Origin of the sequence: Chromobacterium sphagni (assembly GCF_001855575.1) — a bacterium.
Classification (GTDB): domain Bacteria; phylum Pseudomonadota; class Gammaproteobacteria; order Burkholderiales; family Chromobacteriaceae; genus Chromobacterium; species Chromobacterium sphagni.
The window spans coordinates 646,957-662,250 of record NZ_MKCS01000002.1 but is presented as its reverse complement, the minus strand read 5'-3'; the positions used below and the strand labels follow the sequence as shown (position 1 = coordinate 662,250).

The window sequence follows — 15,294 nt, the reverse complement described above, 5'->3', positions numbered from 1 at the left end:
CCGGCCGTTCGTTCTGCCGACCCCTAACGGAAGCTCCCATGCCCGTCGCCAATGGTTTCCCCAACATCAGCATCCTCAGCGTGTTCCGCATCGCCATCCTGGCCTTGCTGGTGATTTCCTGCATCAAGGTGCTGCAACCTTTTCTGGGCGCGCTGACCTGGGCATCCATCATCGCCATCTCGGCCTGGCCGCTGTACAGCCGGCTGTGCCTGCGGCTGAAGGGGCGCCGCAAACTGGCCGCCCTGCTTATCGTGCTGGCGCTGTCCGCCGCGCTGGCCATTCCCATCGGCCTGATGGCGCTGACGCTGGCCGACACCCTGCCCCACCTTGCCAATTTGGCGCACGACCTGACCAGCTTCCGCCTGCCGGACGCTCCCGCCTGGCTGAGCAACCTGCCGGTGGTGGGAGAAAGCCTGCAGAAGATGTGGCAAGGCATACAGGCCGACCTGCCGGGCTTCTTCGAGAAGATCCGCCCCGCCATCAACGAAACGGCGCTGTGGCTGCTGTCCGGCGGCGCCAACCTCAGCCTCAGCCTGCTGGAGATCGTGCTGGCCATCGTGGTGGCCGGCCTGCTGCTGATCAACGGCGACAAGCTGTGGGAGCTGGTGGAGCGCATCGTGGTCAAGCTGGGCGGCGAAACCGCCAGCGACCTGCCGGAAGTGATCGCCCGCACCATACGCAGCGTCACCACCGGCGTGGTGGGCACCGCGCTGGCGCAGACCATCCTGTGCGTGGCTGGCTTGCTGATCGCCGGCGTGCCGGGCGCGCTGGTGCTGGGCTTCCTGTGCTTCATCATCGCAGTGGCGCAAATGCCGACGCTGATCGTCTGGCTGCCGGCCGCCGGCTGGGTGTTCTACACCGGCCACACCGGCATGGGGATTTTCCTGCTGATATGGGGCTTCCTGCTGATCAACACCATAGACAACGTGCTCAAGCCGCTGCTGATCAGCCAGGGCGCGCAGATGCCGCTGTCGGTGATTTTCCTGGGCGTGATCGGCGGCCTGATCGCCTGGGGGGTGATAGGCCTGTTCATCGGCCCCACGCTGCTGGCGGTGGGCCTGACCATGCTGCGGCACTGGCTGGAGCGCGAAGACAACGAAGAAATGGCCTGCGAGGGCGAGCAGGGTTGAGCCGGCAACGAGCTATCCGGCAACCCGCAACCGATTAGGCCGTGGCGCCCGGCAAGCTCAAACCCGAAATACTCAGCCGCCAATCAGAAATCCGGACAGCTGACCACCCAGTCCCTCTCCTCCACCAGCAGATGGCAGGCCAGCCGCCAGGGCTGCGCTTCCCGCCACTCGCCTTGGCCCGCCAGTTCCTGGCTGATGACCCCGGCGCGCAACAGTACGTTGCGCTCCTTGCGGCCCGGCCGTTGCGGCATATCCATGCCGGCGACAATCCGCACCTTGCAGGTGCCGCAAGTGCCCTGGCCACAACGCCAGTGCAGCGGCACGTCGGCCAGCCGGGCGATATCCAGCAGATTGTCGCCCGGCTGCGCGTCCGACTCATTCAGCAGTTGGCCACCTTCGCTGACAAAGCGGATCCGCGTCATGCCGGCCCCAGCGCCCAGTAGCGCAGGCTGTCGCCCGGGGTCACCGCCTGCCCCGGCTCCAGCCAGGCCAGGCCATCGGCCCACGCGCAGGAAGTCAGCGCGCCAGAGCTTTGCTGCGGATACAGCTCCAACTGCCAGCCCTGCCTCCCCATCACCTTGCGCACGCGCAGAAACTCGCTGCGCCGCATGTCGGGCTTGAGCCAGGCAAAAGCCGCCGCGACCTGCTGAATCACGGCCTCCGCCTCCGACAGGCCCATCCGCTTGCGCAGGAAAGGCCGGACCAGGGTTTGCAGCGTGACGAAGCCGGACACCGGATTGCCAGGCAGGCCGATGAAATCCGTGCCGCCGATCCGGCCATAGGCCAGCGGCTTGCCAGGCTTGATCGCCACCTGCCACAAGGCGAGCTCCCCCTCAGCCTCCACCGCCGCCTTGACGTGGTCTTCCTCGCCCACCGACACCCCGCCGCAGGTGACGATCACATCCGCCACCGCCGCCGCGTCGCGCAGCAACTGCCGGGTGGCCTCCAGATCGTCGCCAACCGTACCCAGATCTATCACCTCGCAACCCAGGCTATGCAATGCCGGCAGCAGCCAGTAGCGGTTGGAGTTATAGATCTGGCCGGCAGCCAGCGGCAGGCCGGGCTCCGCCAGCTCGTCGCCGGTGAAGAACACCGCCACCCTCAAAAGCTGCAGCACCGGTAGATTGGCAAGACCGATGGAGGCGGCCAAACCGAGGTCGGCGGCGCAGAGGCAACGGCCGGCAGGCAAGATTTCCTGGCCCTTGGCGATGTCTTCGCCGCGCAGGCGGATATTCTGCCCGGCTCGCGGAACGATGCTGAACGCCACCTTGCCGTCGGCGTTCAACTGCGCCTGCTCCTGCATGATTACCGCGTCCGCTCCCGGCGGAATCGGCGCGCCAGTGAAGATTCGCGCCGCGCTGCCAGGCTGCAACGGCTGCGGCATGCTGCCGGCCGCCACCCGCTGCGAAACCGGCATGCCCGGAGCAAGGTCATTGCAACGCAAGGCGTAGCCATCCATCGAGCTATTGTCGTGCGGCGGTACGTCCAGCCCCGCCCATACCGGTTCGGCCAGGATGCGGCCATGGGTTTGCAACAAGGGAAGGGGTTGCTGCGCGCTTTGCGGCCTGGCGCGCTCAAGCAGCCAGTCCCGCGCCTGTTGGTAGCTCAACATGGGAGGTATCCAGTCCGGTAACGATGATGGCCGCGCCATCGGATGCAAGCGTCCATCATAGCACGCGCCGCCATGTGAAAAGCCCGCCGACTGGAAGCCGGCGGGCTTGCGCGGACAGCGCCGAGAGGCTTAGCGCGACTTGACGAAAGGCACGCCGATGGCCTTGGGCGCCAGCGCCCGGCCAACAAAGCCGGCCAGCAGCAGCACGGTCAGCACGTAAGGAATCACCGCGATCGCCTGCGACGGAATCTGGCCGACCACCGGCAGCTCCACGCCTTCCAGGCGAATTTGCACCGCGTCGGCGAAGGCGAACAGCAGGCAGCCCATCACCGCCGGCAGCGGGCGCCATTTACCGAAGATCAGCGCCGCCAGCGCCAAGAAGCCCTTGCCGGCGGTCATCTCCTTGATGAAGCTGCCGGTCTGATACACCGACAGATAGGTGCCGGCCATGCCGCACAGCACGCCGCCCCAGAACAAGGCGGTGTAGCGCACCCTGGCCACCGAGATGCCGGCGGTGTCGGCCGCGTGCGGATTTTCGCCCACCGCGCGCAAGCGCAGGCCGAAGCGGGTCTTGTACAGCACCCAGGTCGCCAGCGGAATCACGATCAACACGGTGAGATACACCAGAATGCTGTGGCCGGAAATCAGCTTGCTGTACACCAGGCCCAGCACCGGCACGTCGCGCAGCGCGTCGGCGAACGGCAGCACGATCTCGTGGAAACGTCCGTCGTCCGGCAGCTGCGGCGAATTGCCGCCCTGCTGGAACCAGGCCAGGCCCAGCACCGGCGTGATGCCGGAGGCGACGGTATTGATCGCCATGCCCGAAATCAGCTGGTTGCCGTTGTAGGTGACGGAGACGAAAGCATGCACCATCGCCATCGACACCGCCGCCATGATGCCGGCCAGCAGGCCCAGCCACGGGTTGTGGGTGATGTAGGCGGCGGCGGCGGAGGCGAAAGCCGCCACCAGCATCTTGCCTTCCAGGCTGATGTCCACCACGCCGGAGCGCTCGGAGAACATGCCGGCCAGCGCCGCCAGCACCAACGGCGTCGCCACGCGGACGGTGGAGTCGAGAAGACTGAAGAACATTTCCATTATTTTTTGTCCTTGCGCTTGAACAGGCCGGCGATGAACGGCTCGAACAGGTTTTCCAGCGCGCCGCAGAACAGGATGATCAGACCCTGGATGAACAGGATCATCTCGCGGGTGATCATCGGCTTTTCAAATGACAGGTCGGAGCCGCCTTGGGTCAGCGCGCCGAACAGCAGCGCCGACAGGATGATGCCCACCGGATGGTTGCGCCCCATCAGCGCCACGGCGATGCCGACAAAGCCCACGCCGTTGGTGAACAGCACGTTCATGCGGTGCGAGGAGCCCAAGAGGTCATTCACCGACGACAGGCCGGACAGCGCGCCGGACACGCACATGGCGATGATGATGACGCGGCTGACGCTCATCCCGGCGTAGCCGGCGGCATGCTCGTTGGTGCCAACGGTGCGCAGCTCGAAGCCCCAGCGGCTATGCCAGACGATCAGGTAGAAAAGCGCGGACGCCAACAGCGCCAGCACGAAGGTCAGGTTGAGCGGCGAATTGGGCAGCGAGGTGAACAGCGTGTGCAGCTGCGGAATCCAGCCGGTCTCGGCGAACTGGCGGGTGGTCGGGTTCTGCGAGCCGGCCTCGATCAGTTGGTGACTGATCAGATACAACATCAGCGAGTACGCGATGAAGTTGAACATGATGGTGGTCACCACGATGTGGCTGCCGCGCTTGGCCTGCAGATAGGCCGGCACATAGGCCCAGGCCGCGCCGAAGCCCATCGCCGCCAGCATCGCCAGCGGAATCAGCACGTAAGACGGCAGGGTGTGGTCGAAGCCCAGCATCACCAGCGTCACGCCCAGGCCGGCCAAGTAGGCCTGGCCTTCGCCGCCGATATTGAACAGGCCGGCATGGAAGGCGGTGGCCACAGCCAGACCGGCGAAGATGTAGCTGGTGGTGTAGAACAGCGTATAGCCGGTGCCCTCGCCATAGCCAAAGGCTCCATGGATCAGCAGTTGCAGGCATTCCCACGGATTCTCGCCAATCATCCAGGTGACGAAGCCCGTCACCAGCAAGGCGGCCAGCAGGTTTAGCGCCGGCAATACGGTCAGCTGCGCCCAACGCGGCAAGGTGGATGGTTGTCCGAATTTCAATGTTTGTGCCCCCCCATCAACAAGCCCAGCGAAATGGTGTCGGCATCCTTGGCCGCCACTTCGCCGGTGATCTGGCCGCCGGCCATGACCAGGATGCGGTCGGCCAGCGCCAGGATTTCCTCCAGTTCCACCGATACCAGCAAGATGGCCTTGCCCTCGTCGCGCAGCTCGATCAGCCGCTTGTGGATGAATTCGATGGCGCCGATATCGACGCCGCGCGTCGGCTGGCCGATCAAGAGCAGGTCCGGATTGGCGTGGATTTCACGCGCCAGCACCACCTTCTGCTGATTGCCGCCCGATAGCAGGCCCACCCGCAGCAGCGGGTTGCCCGGACGGATATCGAACTGGCGGATGAAGTCGCGGGTCCGCTCCACCAGCTTCTTGCGCGAATACAGCGGGCCGCAGCTCAGCGACTTGTCGTCGTGGTAGCCCAGAATGGCGTTCTCGAAAGTGGAGAAGCCCTTCACCAGCCCCTCGCGCGAACGGTCCTCCGGGATATGGCTGATGCCCTTGCGGCGGTACACCGCGGCGCGCGGCGCGCGCCTGCACGGCAGCTTCAGCAAATCCTCGCCCTTGTAGATCACAGCGCCCGCGCTGGGCGACAACATGCCGGCCAGTACTTCCAACAGCTCGGACTGGCCGTTGCCGGACACGCCGGCCACGCCGACGATTTCGCCGGCCCTCACCTGGAAGTTCAGGCCGTCCAGCAGCTTGACCTGGCGCTCATCGGTCAGGCACAGGTTCTTGACGTCCAGCACCACAGCGCCCGGCGCGCGCTCGGCCTTATCGACCTTCAGCGTCACCTTGCGGCCCACCATCAGGTCGGCTAGCTTTTCCTTGTCCACGTCGCATGTGGCGACATTGGCCACCACGGTGCCGGCGCGCATCACGCTGACATTGTCGGTGATGTCCATCACTTCGCGCAGCTTGTGGGTGATCAGGATCACCGTCTTGCCCTGCTCCTTAAGCGAACGCAGGATGTGGAACAGATGATCGGCCTCCTGCGGCGTCAGCACCGCGGTCGGCTCGTCCAGGATCAGCACGTCGGCGCCGCGGTACAGCGCCTTGAGGATTTCCACCCGCTGCTGCAGGCCCACGCCCAGATCGCTGACCAGCGCGTCCGGGTCGACTTCCAGCGAGTAATTGCGGTTCAGTTCCTTCAGATGCTCGCGGGCCTGGTCCAGCCCCCGCTTGAGCAGCCGGCCGCCTTCGGCGCCCAGCACGATGTTCTCCAGTACGGTGAAGGTATCCACCAGCATGAAGTGCTGATGCACCATGCCGATTCCCAGATGGATGGCTTCCTGGCTGTTGCGGATGCGCGCGTCCTGGCCGCTCACGCGGATGGCGCCGCTGTCGGCCTGGTAATAGCCGTACAGGATGCTCATCAACGTGGACTTGCCGGCGCCGTTCTCGCCGATGATGCCGTGGATGCTTCCCTTCGGCACGCTCATCGTCACGTCGCGGTTGGCCTGCACGGCACCAAAACTCTTGTTGATGCCCGTCAGCTCAATGGCAAACTCGGTCATGCTTTGTATGTTCCCGATCTTCATTCGAATCCACCCAGGCCGGCATGAAGAAACAGCCGCGACGAGAAACTCATCGCGGCTGCGTCCCCCGCCACCGGCCGGGGATGTCACTGCCTTTATTATTGTACCGGGCAGCTGTTGTTGGCGCGGTAATCGACAACCTTGATCTTGCCGCTGATGATCTCTGCCTTGGCGGCGGCGATCTTCTTCTCCATTTCCGGCGTGATCAGCGGACGGTTGTATTTGTCCAGCGCCCAGTCCACGCCCTGCTCCTTCAGGCCCAGCACTTTCACGCCGGACTTCCAGGAGCCGTCCTTGGCATCCTTGAAGGTGCTGTAGACGGCCACGTCCACTTTTTTCACCATCGAGGTCAGCACCGAACCCGGGTACAAATAGTTCTGGTTGCTGTCCACGCCGATGGAGAACTTGCCGGCATTCTTGGCGGCTTGCAGCACGCCCATGCCGGTGCCGCCGGCGGCGACGAAGATCACGTCGGCGCCGCGGTCAAACTGGCTCTTGGCCAGCTCGGTGCCGCGCGCCGGGTCGTTAAAGGCTTGCGGGGTGGTGCCGGTCATGTTCTGCAGCACCACGGCGTTCTTGTTGGCGTACTTCACGCCCTGGGCGTAACCGCAACCGAAGGCGCGGATCATCGGGATGTCCATGCCGCCGATGTAGCCGACCTTGCCGGTCTTGGACTTCATCGCGGCGGCGATGCCGGTCAGGAAGCTGCCTTCCTGCTCCTTGAACACGATGCTCTGCACGTTCGGCCCCTTGGCCACGGCGTCGATCAGCGTGAATTTGACCTTGGGGAATTCCTTGGCCACGGTTTCCACCGCTTGCGAGAAGTTGAAGCCTACGGCGACGACAACGTCGGCGCCGCTGCCGGCCATCTTGCGCAGCAGCTGCTCTTTTTGCGCGTCGGACGAAATCTGGCCGTCGCGGTAGTTGATCTTGAAGTCCTTCTTGAAACGCTCGGCGCCGTTGTAGGCGGCTTCACTGAAGCTCTTGTCAAACTTGCCGGCCTGATCGTAAATCACGGCGGGGGTGAAGTCCTTGGCGCAAGCCGCTGCCGACAGAACCGCGGCAGCAACTGCAAAGCTGATTCGTTTCAATTGGATGGTCATCTCTATAACTCTTGGAGTTAGTTGGTCAACGCGCACATGGCTCCCCATGCGGACGCGCTATGTGCCGCAGTGCTGGACTTGAAATGGTGACAGCTGAAATTGCAGACGGCATGTAACTGCCGGACTACAGCCTCAGCTGTGCCGAAGCGGCCTGAACCGCTTCCTGCGCAATGCAAAAACCGGCTGCAGACACCACTTTGTCGTTCTTTCTGAGCGCGGCGAATTGTAATGACCGTTCACGGGACTGTAAACAATTTCCTCTCGACTTTGAAATACCGTGTCGCAAACATTCCGCCCCCGCAAGCGACCCCGCCATGCTGCAAGCCAGCCCAGGCGCGCATTATGCTTTTGGCATTTTGCGCAATCCATGATTGTACTGCATGGAATTGATCCAACACAAAGCAAAGCGGCTATACCCAAAGCACCGTGCAAGCCCTACAATCGCCGCCTGGCCACATCTGTCATTTCCATGCTGCAAATACTCTATCGGGACGATCAGTTGATCGCCATCCAAAAACCCGCCGGCCTGCTGGTGCACCGCACCGTACTGGACCGCAACGAGACCCGCTTCGCCATCCAGTTGCTGCGCGACCAGATCGGCCGGCGCGTCTATCCGGTGCACCGGCTGGACAAAGGCACCTCGGGCGTGCTGCTGTTCGCGCTGGACAAGGACACTGGCCGCGAAATGAGCTGGCAGTTCGAACGCCAACAGGTGGCCAAACGCTACCTGGCGGTGGTGCGCGGCCACACCGACGACGCCGGCCATATCGACCATCCGCTCAGCCGCCGCCCGGACGATCTGGAATGGATCGGCGAGCGGGTGGAAACCGCGCCACAGCCGGCGCAGACCGACTATCGCACGCTCGCGCGCATTGAACTGCCGATAGTGGTGGAGCGCTACCCGACCAGCCGCTACAGCCTGGTGGAGCTGGCTCCGCTGACCGGCCGCCGCCATCAGCTGCGCCGCCACCTGAAGCACATCGCCCACCCCATCATCGGCGACTCCACCCACGGCAAGGGCCGCCACAACCGCATGTTCGCCGAACATCTGGCTTGCCCGCGCATGCTGCTGGCCTGCGTGGAAATGCGGCTGGCGCGCCCGGCCGACGGCCGGCCTTTGCTGCTGCAAAGCCCGTTGGCGGAAGACTTCAGCGCGCTGCTGTACCGGCTGGGCTGGCACGAGGCCGCCCTGGCGGCCGGCATCACCCTATCTCATTGAAAGAACAACAGAATGCTCAGCTATAGACACGCATTCCACGCCGGCAACCACGCCGACGTGCTCAAGCACCTGATCCAGATCGAACTGCTCAACTACCTGGGGCAGAAGGACAAGCCCTACTGGTATATCGACACCCACGCCGGCGCAGGCGCCTACTCGCTGGTCGAGGGCTACGCCACCAAGAACGCCGAGTTTGAATCCGGCATCGCGCGGCTGTGGCAGCGCGACGACCTGCCCGAAGCGGCGGCCAACTACGTGGAAGTGGTGAGGCGGATGAACGCCGACGGCCAGCTGAAGTTCTACCCCGGCTCGCCGTGGTGCGCCGCCGGCGTAATGCCGCAAAGCGACAAGCTGCGCCTGTTCGAACTGCACCCCAGCGACGCCAAGCTGCTGCAGGAGAACTTCGCCGATGCCGGCCGCCGGGTGCAGATCCAACAAGCCAACGGCTTCGAGGGCATCAAGGCCATCCTGCCGCCACCGCCGCGCCGCGCGCTGGTGCTGATAGACCCGCCGTACGAAGACAAGCGCGACTACCAGCACGTGGTCACCGCGCTGAAGGAAAGCCTGAAACGCTTCGCCACCGGCGTCTACGCGGTGTGGTACCCGTGCCTGCAGCGCGCGGAAATGAAAGAGATGATCCCGGCGCTGAAAAAGCTGCCGGCCAAAAGCTGGCTGCGCGCCGAACTGCATGTGCAAGGGCCGTCGGCCGATGGTTTCGGCATGCACGGCAGCGGCATGTTCATCCTGAACGCGCCGTGGACGCTGCCGCAGACGCTGAAGGAAACGCTGCCCTATCTGGCCAGGCATCTGGCGCAGGACGACAAGGCCAGCTTCATCCTGGAAAGCGGCGGCGACCTGTAAGCCTTATTCGGATATACACACTCAATTGAAAAGCGCGCCGTTGGCGCGCTTTTTTTGCGCCGGCCCGCCGTCAATCACATAACTCCACATAAAGTATCTTTAATTGAAACAAAACTACATGACAAACGTCTTGCGCAATGAATAATTCATATTGCATAAAAGCCGGGCAGGGTGTCATGCTGAACCTACCTTCGGGCTTGAACGCTTCAAAAGTCCCGCCTGGACAACATCGAACGCCCAGAAAGGCCAATCGTCGCGCCCGCGCCGCCCCTCCCCCGCTACTCAGCCAGGAGCCGTCTATGAGCAAATTGCCTTTCAACCAGGGCCAGCCGCAGTTCATCCCGCTGACCAGCTTCATCCGCTATCCGGAAGCGGAAATGCTGGCCCGCTCGCAGGCCTTCTACGCCGATATCAAGCGACGCAAGACCATACGCGAGTTCTCCGCCCAGCCGGTTCCGCGCCAGGTCATAGAAAACTGCCTGCTCACCGCCGGCGCCGCGCCGTCCGGCGCCAACCACCAGCCCTGGTATTTCGTGGTGGTGGCCGACCCGTCGCTGAAAAAACAGATCCGCGCCGGGGCAGAAGCGGAAGAACGCGAGTTCTACCAACACCGCGCGCCGCGGGAGTGGAAAGACGCGCTCGCGCCGCTGGGCACCGACGCGGACAAAGCCTTCCTGGAAATCGCGCCATACCTGATCGCCATCTTCGGCCAGAAGAAAACCGTGCTGGACGACGGCAGCGAGATCAAAAACTACTACGTGCCGGAGTCGGTCTCCATCGCCACCGGCTTCCTGATCTCGGCGTTGCACCACTCCGGCCTGGCCACCCTCACCCACACCCCCAGCCCGATGAACTTCCTCAACCAGCTGCTCGACCGTCCGCAACATGAAAAGCCCTACATCCTGTTGGTTGTGGGCTACCCGGCAGAAAACTGCATGGTGCCAAATATCGGCAAAAAAACGCTGGCCGATATCGCCAGCTTCCTCTGAGAAGGTGTTCACAAGCGCCGAGTGGCACAAACTAGATGAACAAATGGATGAACTGCAAGCACCCCGACGCTCGCAATTCATCCACCGCCATCTCCGGCAAGGCTGCGGATGCGCGTGACAACCCAATTCTAAATCCGAAACCCGCCTATCGCCCCCCGGCAAACACCGATTGCAGAAAGCTGGCGACAAGCGCCGGAGACTGTTCCCGCCCATCCGGATCTCCGCCTATGGTGACGCCCTTGCTCAGGCAGTGCCGCGCCTCCAACTGCGCAGCACTGCCGAACAAGACTCGACTGTCATTGACCATGGCGAAACGGCCGGAATCAAGGTCATACCAGCCATGGCACAACCTCGCGCTGGTCGCTTGCGCAACAAGATGCGGGGATGCAAACCGATCAAAGCCATGATAGGCGCCGGGAAACACTTTCACCGCCAGCTGGGCGCCCTTCGCTTTCAATTCGTCGGCATAGGCCATGCAAGATGCCGCCGGAGTGTAATCGTCCTTGCCGCCAAGCAGCAGCAAGACCGGCGAACCATCCAGACGGTTCGAAACATAGTGAATGCCGCAACTGGGATAGAACGCAATATGCGCAGCAAAGCGAAGACCGTCTTGAATGACCGCTTTTCGGAATGGCTCAAGCGAGGAATAGAGAGCGGCAATTCCCCCGCGCGAGAAACCCATCACGGCGATTCGCTTTGAGTCGATAGCGGGATGCGTCGCCAACAGCCGCAAGGCGGAAAACGCGTCGGCGATATCGGCCGCCATCGATAACTGCGTCTGGTCGCTCTCGGTTTGCACGATCTGCCGCCCGGAGAAACTGTCGACGACAAAGCTGGCAAAACCCAGCGCGTTCATCCGTTGAGCCCACATCCACTCGCCCGGATTGACGCCGCTGCTTCCATGCAGAATCACGACGGCAGGAAACGGGCCTTTCGCCTGATCCGGCAGCGACAGCATACCTGTCACCACCGCCCTACCCATCGGTTGGCGCCTAACGTAAGCCATAATCTGCCGCGGCGTGACAGACTCGAACGCCAGCGCCCCAACGCGTCCATCCATCAAGTTCGCAACCGGAGCGAAAGCGGCATTGATGCCCGAGGCGCAAGCATCGCTGCCGACGAGGAAACAAGCGATCAGTCCCACGACAAAACCTTGACGCATAATCGACAACATGGATTTCACCCCCCCCCCTGGTTTCGAAATTCCGCGCGCGAGAACCCATTCCGCACTTCCTCAATCCTCTCGCCACGCGACGCGAGCCCCACGACAAACCATCCATTGCAATCCCGCTCAGCATCGCGGAACCATATTGCAACTTTCCGTCGCCATTGACGAATGGCGCCCAGCAGGCGCGAACTCAGCGCTTAAACGGCGCGCAGGACTCCCGCAATCGTCAAATCAAGAAACGGAGCCCCAGGCCGCACAAGCGGAGCGCTCCGTGGTATCCTGCCCGCCCGGCACCCGCTACTCCGCACATTCAGCATGGCCAAACTGTTTTTTCGATACGCCGCGATGAACAGCGGCAAGAGCACCCAGCTGCTGCAAATCGCCAACAACTACGAAACGATGGGCAAGCAGGTGGCGCTGTACACCAGCGCCATGGACGACCGTTACGGCGTGGGCCAGATCACCTCGCGCCTCAACATCCAGCGCGAAGCGCATACCTTCAACGCCGAGCTGAACTTCCTCGCCATCGACTTCAGCGGCATCGACTGCATCCTGGTGGACGAAGCCCAGTTCATGAGCCCGGAACAGGTGCGCCAGCTGCACGAATTGGCCCACACCCGCAATGTGCCGGTGATCTGCTTCGGCCTGCGCACCGACTTCCAGGGCCACCCCTTCCCGGGCTCGGCCTGGCTGCTGTCGCTGGCGGAAGATGTGGAAGAGATCAAGACCATCTGCCAGTGCGGCCGCAAGGCCACCATGCACATCCGCATAGACGCAAAGGGCCGCCGAGTGAAGGAAGGCCCGCAGGTGGAGATAGGCGGCGAAGCGCGCTACCGCGCCGTCTGCGGCAACTGCTTCTACAACGAACGCTGAGGTTCCAGGCAGGCTTAGGCCAGTTTGTCCTTATTGCAACGGCACATAGGCCCGCAACCTGTGCCCATCCGGGTCCTGCGCCACGAAGGTCCGGCCAAAATCCATCTCCACCGGCGGCTGCAGCAGCGGCAGGCCAAGCGCCTGCCAGCGGCGGTGGCACTCGTCCAGCGTGGCCGAATCCGGCAAAGCGAATACCAGCTCGCCTGCTCCTCCCGGCGCCATGGCCGCCGGCTCCACCGCATCGCGCGACCACAGTCCCAGCCGCAAGCCTCCGCCCATGCCGAACATGGCGAATGCAGGGGAGGATTCCAACGGCTGCAAATCCAGTAACCGCGAATAGAACTCCGCGCTGCGCGCCGGATTGTCCACATACAGAATGACAAAGTTGGGATGGAGCATGACGATTCTCCATGAAAGATGGCGGGCACCACGCCCTGCCATGCCTTCATCCTAGCCGCCGACACTGTCAGTTTTCGTCAGCATCGACACCGGCCCGACGGGCAGGAAGGCAAAATGCGGCAGCCGCGCCCGATGGTTCACACCGCGCGGAAGCCGCTGCCCGGCGCCGCCATCTCCAAACGGCTGGCGCGCGAAGGCGCAGCGGTTGCCCTCACCTACGTCTCCACCGCGGCCAAGGCCGCAGCGATGGCAGGGGAAATCGTCGCCGCGGGCGGCAAGGCCACCTCCATCCAGGCGGACAGCGCCGACGCCGACGCGCTGCGCCGCGCCGTGCGCCAGGCGGCGGACCGCTTCGGCAAACTGGACATTCTGGTCAACAACGCCGGCGCGCTGGCATGGGGAGCCATCGAGGAGCCGCCGCTGGCGGACCTGGATCATACCCTGGCGGTAAACGTGCGCAGCGTGTTCATCGCCAGCCAGGAAGCGGCGCGCCACATGAACGACGGTGGCCGCATCATCAATATCGGCAGCACCAACGCCGACCGCATGCCGGACGAATTCTTCGGCGATTCCGAGGTCTACTTCCTGAGCCTGAGCTGCAGGCGCGACGCATCTTTCCCGCTAATCAGGAAAACAAGCAATGAACGCACGAATCAAACGCTGCCTGCTTATGCTGGCCCTGCCCTTCAGCCTGTCGGCGCTAGCGGCTCAGGCGCAGCCCCTGCCCGCGCCGATCAAGGCGCTGGAACAGCAAGGTTATGAGATTCTGGACAGTTTCCAGGCCCCCGGCGGCCTGACCGGCTACGCCGCGCTCTATCTGAGCCGACCGCAAACCATCTATCTGACGCCAGATGGCAAGCAGGCCATAGTCGGCGCCATGACCGACGAGCGCGGACAAAAATGGAACCAGGCCGGCCTGGACCGGCAGTTTGGCGCAGCGGTGTGGAAACAGCTGGAGAACAGCGCCTGGATAGCCGATGGCGATGGAAAGGCGCCGCGCGTGATCTATGTCTTCACCGATCCCAACTGCCCTTACTGCAACAAGTTCTGGAGCGACGCCCGCCCTTGGGTGAAGGCCGGCAAAGTGCAGATCCGCCATATCCTGATCGGAATCATTCAACCGGACAGCCTCGGCAAAGCCGCCGCCCTCCTCGCGGACGCCGACCCGGCGGCGGCGCTGAACCGCCACGAGCTGCAACACGCCGGCGGCGGCGTCAAGCCGCTGGCCAAGCCTCCCCAAACGGTGGCGGACAAGCTGGCCGCCAACCATCAGTTGATGGAGCGCTTCGGCGCGTTCGCCACCCCCGCCATCTTCTACAGCGACGTAGGCGGGGCGCTGCAGAAAGCGCAGGGCGCGCCGCCAGCCGCCAGCCTGGCCAGGATCATGGACGGTAAATAAACCAGGCGGCAGCGCATCGATGGGCCATGGCCAGCTTGCCGTGCTGGCGGCGCTGAAAAACGGCGAAGCCTCCACCCAGACGGAACTGGCTCGCCTGCTGCAGATGGAGCAGCCCTCGATGGCACAAACGCTGGCTAGGCTGGAGCGCGGCCAGTTGATCCGGCGCAAGCAAGACCCCGCCAACCAGCGTGCGCAACGGGCGGAAGCGACGAATACCGCGCTGGAGAGCCTGTCGCAGGCGCTGCCGGCAATGGCGGAAGGCAACGCTAAGGCGATGGCTGGCTTCAGCGCCGATGAGGAAGCAGCTTTCGTCAGCTTCCTGCAACGCGTCTACGCCAATCTATGCGACACGCCATGAGCCGCCCGCGCCAGAATCCCTCTGGCCAAGCGCAAGCGCAGGTCGTCTTTATGTGAATAAACGCCCAGCCATCGCCAGGGTCACGTCCTTGCCGACCGGCTATTTCAGATATGACTTGAGCACCTGCAGAACCGCATCCAGGTCCTGCTGTCTTTGCGCTGGCTCGGGCTCATTCACCAGATGCTCGGTCAGATGGCCTTCTATCACTGCCGCCATCAACCCGTTCACCGCGCCGCGGATTGCCGCGATCTGCTGCAGCACCGCGCCGCAGTCCTCGCCTCCCTCGTCCAACCGCTTTTCCAGCGCGGCGGCCTGGCCCTGAATGCGCCGAACCCGCGCCAGCAATTTGGTTTTGTCTCGGATGGTATGCGCCATGCGTTTCTACTCGAATACGAAAAACGATACCGAAGGGTAGCATGCTTATACTGGGGGGCAGTATAATGCGAC

General features: G+C 63.4%; 17 protein-coding genes. 8 read left to right on the top strand and 9 right to left on the bottom strand.

Translation table 11 applies throughout. The features are described from left to right. Positions 1-38 precede the first annotated feature (38 nt). A complete protein-coding gene (locus tag BI347_RS18855) occupies positions 39-1,130 on the top strand; it encodes an AI-2E family transporter (RefSeq protein ID WP_071114122.1) in 1,092 nt (363 codons plus the stop codon). 83 nt (positions 1,131-1,213) lie between these two features. On the opposite strand, the gene BI347_RS18850 is transcribed toward BI347_RS18855, so the two are convergent. The 6 genes from BI347_RS18850 to BI347_RS18825 form a co-directional block, all read right to left on the bottom strand. Further along, positions 1,214-1,552 (bottom strand): 2Fe-2S iron-sulfur cluster-binding protein, encoded by a 339-nt coding sequence (locus tag BI347_RS18850; protein ID WP_071114123.1) that lies wholly within the window; start codon positions 1,550-1,552, stop codon positions 1,214-1,216. Further along, complete coding sequence (locus tag BI347_RS18845; protein ID WP_071116730.1) at positions 1,549-2,742, bottom strand: molybdopterin molybdotransferase MoeA; 1,194 nt, start codon at positions 2,740-2,742, stop codon at positions 1,549-1,551. Before BI347_RS18845 ends, BI347_RS18850 begins: the two co-directional genes overlap by 4 nt. Positions 2,743-2,871: 129 nt before the next feature. After that, positions 2,872-3,837, bottom strand: coding sequence for an ABC transporter permease (locus BI347_RS18840; protein ID WP_071116729.1), 966 nt, complete (start codon positions 3,835-3,837; stop codon positions 2,872-2,874). Next, positions 3,837-4,931: an ABC transporter permease gene (locus BI347_RS18835; protein ID WP_167359422.1), complete on the bottom strand. Its 1,095-nt coding sequence runs from the start codon at positions 4,929-4,931 to the stop codon at positions 3,837-3,839. The genes BI347_RS18840 and BI347_RS18835 overlap by 1 nt, the downstream gene beginning before the upstream one ends. Beyond that, positions 4,928-6,457: an ABC transporter ATP-binding protein gene (locus BI347_RS18830; protein ID WP_071116759.1), complete on the bottom strand. Its 1,530-nt coding sequence runs from the start codon at positions 6,455-6,457 to the stop codon at positions 4,928-4,930. Before BI347_RS18830 ends, BI347_RS18835 begins: the two co-directional genes overlap by 4 nt. 119 nt (positions 6,458-6,576) lie before the next feature. Continuing rightward, a complete protein-coding gene (locus BI347_RS18825; RefSeq protein WP_167359421.1) occupies positions 6,577-7,581 on the bottom strand; it encodes a BMP family lipoprotein in 1,005 nt (334 codons plus the stop codon). 469 nt (positions 7,582-8,050) lie between these two features. Between BI347_RS18825 and BI347_RS18820 the strand changes: the two genes are divergently transcribed. The 3 genes from BI347_RS18820 to BI347_RS18810 all read left to right on the top strand — a co-directional run bounded on the left by BI347_RS18820 (position 8,051) and on the right by BI347_RS18810 (position 10,650). Continuing rightward, entirely contained in the window at positions 8,051-8,800 is a 750-nt protein-coding gene (locus BI347_RS18820; RefSeq protein WP_071116727.1) for a tRNA pseudouridine(65) synthase TruC, read from the top strand. A 12-nt stretch (positions 8,801-8,812) separates the two neighbouring features. Continuing rightward, positions 8,813-9,661 carry a 23S rRNA (adenine(2030)-N(6))-methyltransferase RlmJ gene (locus tag BI347_RS18815; protein ID WP_071116726.1) on the top strand — a complete coding sequence of 283 codons (849 nt, stop codon included), beginning with the start codon at positions 8,813-8,815 and terminating at the stop codon, positions 9,659-9,661. A gap of 299 nt (positions 9,662-9,960) precedes the next feature. Further along, positions 9,961-10,650, top strand: a complete 690-nt coding sequence (locus tag BI347_RS18810) for a nitroreductase family protein (protein ID WP_071116725.1) — start codon at positions 9,961-9,963, stop codon at positions 10,648-10,650. A 145-nt stretch (positions 10,651-10,795) separates the two neighbouring features. On the opposite strand, the gene BI347_RS18805 is transcribed toward BI347_RS18810, so the two are convergent. Further along, positions 10,796-11,824 (bottom strand): dienelactone hydrolase family protein, encoded by a 1,029-nt coding sequence (locus tag BI347_RS18805; protein WP_071116724.1) that lies wholly within the window; start codon positions 11,822-11,824, stop codon positions 10,796-10,798. A 309-nt stretch (positions 11,825-12,133) separates the two neighbouring features. On the opposite strand from BI347_RS18805, the gene BI347_RS18800 reads away from it, so the two are divergent. Continuing rightward, positions 12,134-12,691, top strand: coding sequence for a thymidine kinase (locus BI347_RS18800; protein ID WP_071114996.1), 558 nt, complete (start codon positions 12,134-12,136; stop codon positions 12,689-12,691). A 30-nt stretch (positions 12,692-12,721) separates the two neighbouring features. Here BI347_RS18800 and BI347_RS18795 read toward each other — a convergent pair whose 3' ends face one another. Further along, positions 12,722-13,090, bottom strand: a complete 369-nt coding sequence (locus BI347_RS18795; RefSeq protein WP_071114997.1) for a VOC family protein — start codon at positions 13,088-13,090, stop codon at positions 12,722-12,724. A 114-nt stretch (positions 13,091-13,204) separates the two neighbouring features. Here BI347_RS18795 and BI347_RS24720 point away from each other — a divergent pair, with 114 nt between their 5' ends. From BI347_RS24720 to BI347_RS18780, 3 genes are read left to right on the top strand one after another with little or no spacing between them, the layout of a single operon-like run. Beyond that, positions 13,205-13,852 (top strand): SDR family NAD(P)-dependent oxidoreductase, encoded by a 648-nt coding sequence (locus BI347_RS24720; protein ID WP_101686163.1) that lies wholly within the window; start codon positions 13,205-13,207, stop codon positions 13,850-13,852. Continuing rightward, entirely contained in the window at positions 13,761-14,489 is a 729-nt protein-coding gene (gene dsbG, locus BI347_RS18785) for a thiol:disulfide interchange protein DsbG (protein ID WP_239690960.1), read from the top strand. Before BI347_RS24720 ends, dsbG begins: the two co-directional genes overlap by 92 nt. Positions 14,490-14,508: 19 nt before the next feature. Continuing rightward, the gene (locus tag BI347_RS18780) at positions 14,509-14,847 is read left to right on the top strand and encodes a MarR family winged helix-turn-helix transcriptional regulator (RefSeq protein WP_071114943.1); all 339 of its coding nucleotides are present in this window, start codon (positions 14,509-14,511) and stop codon (positions 14,845-14,847) included. A 99-nt stretch (positions 14,848-14,946) separates the two neighbouring features. Here the strand turns inward: BI347_RS18780 and BI347_RS18775 are convergent, their stop codons facing one another. Beyond that, on the bottom strand, positions 14,947-15,222 hold the full coding sequence (locus BI347_RS18775; RefSeq protein ID WP_071114944.1) for a metal/formaldehyde-sensitive transcriptional repressor: 276 nt from the start codon (positions 15,220-15,222) through the stop codon (positions 14,947-14,949). Between the last annotated feature and the right edge of the window lie 72 nt (positions 15,223-15,294).